This is a genomic window from Chamaesiphon sp. OTE_20_metabat_361, assembly GCF_031364565.1.
The window spans coordinates 1-6,025 of sequence record NZ_JANLWO010000488.1 but is presented as its reverse complement, the minus strand read 5'-3'; the positions used below and the strand labels follow the sequence as shown (position 1 = coordinate 6,025).

Annotated in this window: 5 protein-coding genes; 1 reads left to right on the top strand and 4 read right to left on the bottom strand. The window is 43.7% G+C overall.

Annotation, left to right across the window (positions count from 1 at the left end; translation table 11 throughout):
* The coding region (locus tag RMO35_RS14315; RefSeq protein ID WP_309741991.1) for a hypothetical protein at positions 1-326 on the top strand (326 nt) is incomplete at its 5' end.
* On the opposite strand, the gene RMO35_RS14310 is transcribed toward RMO35_RS14315, so the two are convergent.
* The 4 genes from RMO35_RS14310 to RMO35_RS14295 form a co-directional block, all read right to left on the bottom strand.
* A complete protein-coding gene (locus RMO35_RS14310) occupies positions 232-1,791 on the bottom strand; it encodes an AAA family ATPase (protein WP_309741990.1) in 1,560 nt (519 codons plus the stop codon). The two genes, RMO35_RS14315 and RMO35_RS14310, sit on opposite strands and share 95 nt — an antisense overlap.
* A 238-nt stretch (positions 1,792-2,029) precedes the next feature.
* Positions 2,030-2,623 carry an imm11 family protein gene (locus RMO35_RS14305; protein WP_309741989.1) on the bottom strand — a complete coding sequence of 198 codons (594 nt, stop codon included), beginning with the start codon at positions 2,621-2,623 and terminating at the stop codon, positions 2,030-2,032.
* 99 nt (positions 2,624-2,722) lie between these two features.
* Positions 2,723-4,627 carry a GTPase gene (locus RMO35_RS14300; RefSeq protein ID WP_309741987.1) on the bottom strand — a complete coding sequence of 635 codons (1,905 nt, stop codon included), beginning with the start codon at positions 4,625-4,627 and terminating at the stop codon, positions 2,723-2,725.
* Positions 4,628-4,713: 86 nt separating this feature from the next.
* The gene (locus RMO35_RS14295) at positions 4,714-5,835 is read right to left on the bottom strand and encodes a hypothetical protein (RefSeq protein WP_309741986.1); all 1,122 of its coding nucleotides are present in this window, start codon (positions 5,833-5,835) and stop codon (positions 4,714-4,716) included.
* Positions 5,836-6,025 lie beyond the last annotated feature (190 nt).

Sequence of the window (6,025 nt, the reverse complement as noted above, 5' to 3'; positions counted from 1 at the left end):
CTTTACTATTCTCCTCCACCGCAGTTTTAATTTCCTTGAGATCTTGGTCTGTGGATGGTGTCATGATGTGGACTAATAGGTTTGTGTCTTTAGAGTATCCCCTTAGTGTCGATCGGATTGGTGGGGCTACTCTTATTTTACGAGTATTTTCTCCAGCAATAAATAACTACATCGATTTTGAGATCGTGACTCGCACTCATCCATTCACCCCCGATCTTACTGCGATCGGATTTACCCGATCGATCGCGCCTGAATTTGACTTAAAAACAGCGTCAGATCTTGAGTTGTGTCCACCGTCATCACATACTGGCGTTCCGCTGGCGTAAAATCTTCCCAAGCCGCCTGTTGACTGGCGAGTAAATCTACCGTTGCATCAGCAATATCGCCAGTGCGTTGGATTAAGCGATCGCGTAATACGTCCGCAGGTGCAGTACAGTGAATCATCTGCAAATATATTCCACGATCGACTGCTAAATCGACTACAGCGGCACGTAAAGCCTGTCGATCGTACTTTGCATCCAAAATCACAGTAAAGCCTCGTGCAGTCAATTTTGATGCCAATTCCAGTACCCGCTGATAAGTTTTGGCTGTCATTTCGGGCGTATATAAACCGTCATCACCCTTGCTCAGTAACGGAATCCCACCCAAATGTTTTCGCACCGCATCCGATCGCAATTGTACGCCGCCAACTGCTAGCGCAATCCTTTTACCCAGCGTACTTTTACCCGCACCCGATAAACCCGATAGCATTATCAGTCGCCCGACTGAAGCCGTGCGCGTGTACTCCCAAGCTTGATGGTAATAATCTCCCGCTGTCTTGGCTGCGGCGGCGCGATCTGCACTAGCGATCGTCGGATCGTCGAGGAGGAAAGATGTTACCTTTGCCCGCACGTATGCTTGACGGCTCAGATACATCGGTAATACCTGCAATCCCTCCCAATCTCCTGTTTGTTCGGCATAGGTATTTAGAAACCGATTGGCGAAATCTTTGCCGCCTCTGGCTTCCAAATCCATCACTGCAAAAGCGATATCGTACATCGTATCGACAAAGCGAAATGGTTCGTTAAATTCAATGCAATCGAATAGCAAAGTTCGAGCGTGCCAGCGGCAGATATTTCGCAGATGCAAATCGCCATGACACTCACGAATAAAACCACCCGCAATCCGATCGAGAAATAATTGCGAATATTCGAGTAGAAAGCGATCGGTATATGCTTTAGTTTCGGTAAATTGAGCTTGAGTTTGAGCGCGTCCGATATATTTTTCAGTCTGGCGATAGTTATCATCGATCGATTGGCGAATTTTCGCTACCGTGCCAAAGCTACTGATATATTCATCAGTTCGAGCATCAGCATGAAACCGCGCGACTACCCTACCCATTTCTTCGATCTGCTCGATCGTCATTGCCCCCGATTCAAACATATTGCTCAGTAATGCTGATTGCGGAAACTGCACCATTTTTACCGCATAATCTACAATTTCACCATCATTATCTATCTGATATTTATTGCCTTGCTTGGCGATCGAGACAACTTCTAAATATAACTCTCTAGCACCACGTTGATTGAGTCGGATTTCTTCCGTGCAAAAGTGCTGACGTTTGTCGATAGTTGAGTAGTCCAAGAAGCCAAAGTTAACTGGCTTCTTGAGTTTGTAGACAAATTCTCCAGTTAGCAGGACGTAAGAGGCGTGTGTTTGCATCAGTTGGATTGGCATCGTCACCGGATGAGGATAAAATTCCGATGTCAACATTTGCTGGATTAATTCGGATAATGCTGTCGATTCTGGCATAATTTTTTAACATTAAATGGGTGAGTATAATTAATGGATATCAGTATAAAATATGGATGGTGGGCAGTGCCCACCCTACTCAAATGAATACTACTGTTCGCTTAGTTTTATGTGATATTTGGCATTTGGGTTACTCATTGTTGTATTTTACAATTTTTACCCACAATTTTAGTTTGGTCACGCCACTACTGGCTCGACACTGGAACATTACCCTGGCTCTCGTATCGATACTAGACTCCTAACTTTTATAGGAACTAATATCAATTAATTCCAATCCGTTACAATTTTGTGCCAAAATGTCTTGCGCTACATCATCTGATACAGCTAATTCTAATGACGCACTAAAAATATGATCGATAAAAAATACCTTATGAATATTTTCGTCGATAGGATAAAGAACTAACTTGTTTATTTCTGATATTGAGATAATAATTTTATCGTCAACAATGTCTTCTTCTTTTGTATACTCTGACAGCTCTCGATTAATGCAATTAACTCGATCCATTACATTCATTAAAAAAAAGCTGGTTTCTGTATATTCATCACCATTCCAAATAATATTGACAGGAAAGAACTCAATTAAATCAGAATCATACTTCAAGATGACTTGAGCTATTTTATATGAAACAAAAAGCTTGAGTCCGTGATAAAAAATGTCCGTTGGCTTATTGGGATTAACGATATTGATAATTACGTCGTTTGGGAAAATTTCCTGTAATGATTTCCAGGATCTATATTTGATCTTTGATATGTCACTGTCAGAACTTAAAACATGATAGTAACTATTTTCCTCGTAAATCCATTCATCATTTATTTCAAGTATTTTAACCATATTAATTAGTGATAATCTAAATTTTATGAGTTATGATAATCAGCTCTCCAGCCAGTAGGGTGGGCACTGCCCACCATCCATGTTTTATGCTCAGGTTCATCAATTATCTGAACCTAAATAATAATTAAACCGCTCCTGAAGCTGTGCGATCGTGAGCGATCGAGTCCAATATTCCATTAGTGCATGACCGAAAGCATCAGCATTTTTATTTGGTGCGGCGGAGTTATTTAATAACAACGGCCATAGTGATAATAAATCGAAGCTCATCGATTTAGTTGGACTGGTATTTAATAGTGAATACAAATCGTAAGCCATCTGCAACTTACCGATAACTACGGGTAATTGCTCCACGGGAATCTGCGCGGCGAGTAATTGTGCTAGCGCAGGTGTTCCCGTAGTAATAGTAGAGATAAATTCCAATACCGGACTTTTGAGTAGTTGAGTCAGTCCCTGTGTCGTCGTCATCTGGAGACTATATCGATCGATAATCCGCGCTGCTGCTACAATTCGGGCATCCAAATCTCGTAAAAAGCGGGCGAGGCGAATCTGTTTGCTCGGCTCGATCGATTGGAGTAATGCCAATGATAAGGTATCGACACCCCAAGCTAGCCTGTCGATCGTTGGATCGGCATTCACTAGGGGTAAAACTAAATCGCAGTAGTCAGCCAAAAATTCATTGCGATAAGCTACCGCTTCGCGGATGGCGACTTCCTTCGGGCGCGTTCCCGCTTGCCAATCGTAGGGCGGCGTCCACTCCCGCAACGGTCGCACTCGATCGACTTGAGTTACAATCGTGACGATCGGTAAATCGGGATTTGTCTTTTTTAACTCCTGCAAAAAGTCCAGATCCATCTGCAATGCCGGATCGAGCGCAGGGGTGACTAATAATAATAAATCCGCAGTCGCCGCATAATCCAATACTCGATCGCGCAAATCGTCCCGACTGGCTTGCTCGTAACCGGGGCTATCCCATAATGTCAGACTTTCACCACTCGGAATCTGCCATTGATAATTTTGAATCTTGTCAGTACTCGGCAAGACATCGACGACGGCTAACTCGGCTTGAAATAAGGTATTAATCAGACTGCTTTTCCCCGCCCCCGTACGCCCAACTAACAGCAGATCGATCGGTTTTTGCTCGATCTGCGCCTGTGGTTCGGCAGTAGAGAGGATTTCTCTGAGCGTTTGCGTCTTTGCCGCAGTGGGCGCGATCGGTGTAGGTGTAGATAACTGCGGGAGTTTACCGCTATAAAGCGCCACAGCCTGACGGCAGAGGTTCGTTAAGGCAGCTTCGCGCGTCAGTTGACCCAAATTGACCAACAACTGTCGATCGGCAAGGCTAGAAGACTCCTTGGTGGCGCGCTTGGCGATCGCGGTGACGGGATTGATTAGCCATTGCGCCCAGTTCCATACCTTGAGGATTTTCTGTGCTGATGGAGCCAATTTTTGATATGTTTCGTAGGCTTCATACGTCTGCGCGATCGTCACGCGATCGAGTGCTGGGGCGAGTTTCTGCATCCAGATATCCATATCATCCGTAGTCCCCCGGATCAATCCATACGCCTGAGTCACATAGATATTTAGCAGCGGATATTTGACTTCAGGATGATAAATCTTGGCAATCGCGACGATTAATTCCTGACAGCGCGCCCAAAATGTCGTCCAATCTTCCCAAATCGGTCGATCGATTTGGGAATCAGCGATTACCTTTTGGAGTATTTCGCTCACCTGCTCGGCGGCATCTCCAGTCAACGGCGTCGCATTAGCGGTTATCGATTCGAGTTCCCGACTCGCGGCGGCAATGACATCCGTACCTTTGCCAATCGACGATCGCGTCCAGCGTACCAACAACCACCGCCAACCCACCAACAGCAGCGTAAATATGCCCCAAATCCAATTAATCCCCCACTCATGAATCTTGGTACCAGCAGCAATCAGCAGGAAAATAACGACACTCGCGATCGGCGATACTAGAATAGCCCACTGCCAAGGTTTCAATTGCATATCAATTTCCTACTGACCACCAATCTGACGATAGCATACTCGATCGTGTCATGTGAATTTCGATCGGAAGGTCATTTTCTATCTCTTCAAATATGACTGACGATCGCCTGAAAGATTTTAGGAAAATACTCGATTGTCGCATACATCAGCGCTCCAGAAATTGCACTTATAGAAACAATTTTGGTTGAACTCATTGGTGTCAGCACACTGTTAATTAAGCTGCTTGAATTTATAAGTTTCATCGAATCGATATCTGTGAATAAATTAGTGGCAGCCTCGATTGACATGTTCCGTTGGCGGAAAGCCCGATCCACTGGAGAATCGAATCCTCGATTGGGAGTATTGATAAGTTTGATTAGTTGATATTTACCCAGGAATCCATCGATCGTAATATAGTAGTTGTTGTTATAAGAGGAACAGTAAGAATCTTCATAACCCAAGCAAGTATAAAGACAACTTTCGCTAGGGCTATCGACTTTTTTGCACTTTCCTGGTGCGATCGTAAAGCCAGGATAATCGCGAACTAATCTTTCCTGGAGATATCGATCGTGACAATTGTAGCCAGCCATCAATGACTGCTGGAGCAAATTTGAACCATGTTCGAGAATCCAGTCTGCTTTGTCACTAATATCTAAGACGGGAAGTTCTACTGGCGCTATTTCAGTACAGTTATCTATGGATTTAATTAATTGATGTTTTCCCAAGTAGTTATCGATCGTAATATAGTAGTTTTCCTGGTATGCAGAACAATGTGCATGTTCGTACTCAAGGCAAGCGTGAAGACATCTTGCGCTCGGAGTATCGACTTTGGTGTATTTGCGATCGTTAATCTTGAAGCCAGGATAGTCACGGGCTAATCTTTCTGCTAAATAACCATCATTACAATCATAGCCAGCTCTCAGTGACTGTTGGAGTAAGTCTGAACCGTACTTAAAAATCCAGTCTTCTTTGTTCTTGATAAATATATCGATCGTAAATATACTACTGACACAAGAAGGAGTCAGTGCATTAGGGGAATAACGATGCCTAAATAGACTATTGTCTACAGTTACTCCATCAGCATGACCCAAGCTCAAATAGGAGTTTTTATCGCTCCAAATCCCATTTTCATAACTAGCTACGCACAGATCCACTGCATCCAAAGCTGCTTCTTGAGATGGATACCATTCCATCTGGTTTTGATGATGCACATACCAGTTGGTTGACACTTTTTTATTGCCCATCATTTACCACCCATCCAAAAGTGAACGATCTTTGTAATTGTCGAGATCCCGAGCGAATATGTTACGGTAGCTAACTCATAACCCCTGCCAAAGCCATTAATTGTCACCACAGACATTCTTATTTTAATCCAATCTCCGAATCTCAGCTTTGGATGGAGTGTTTAATTAGTCTCGA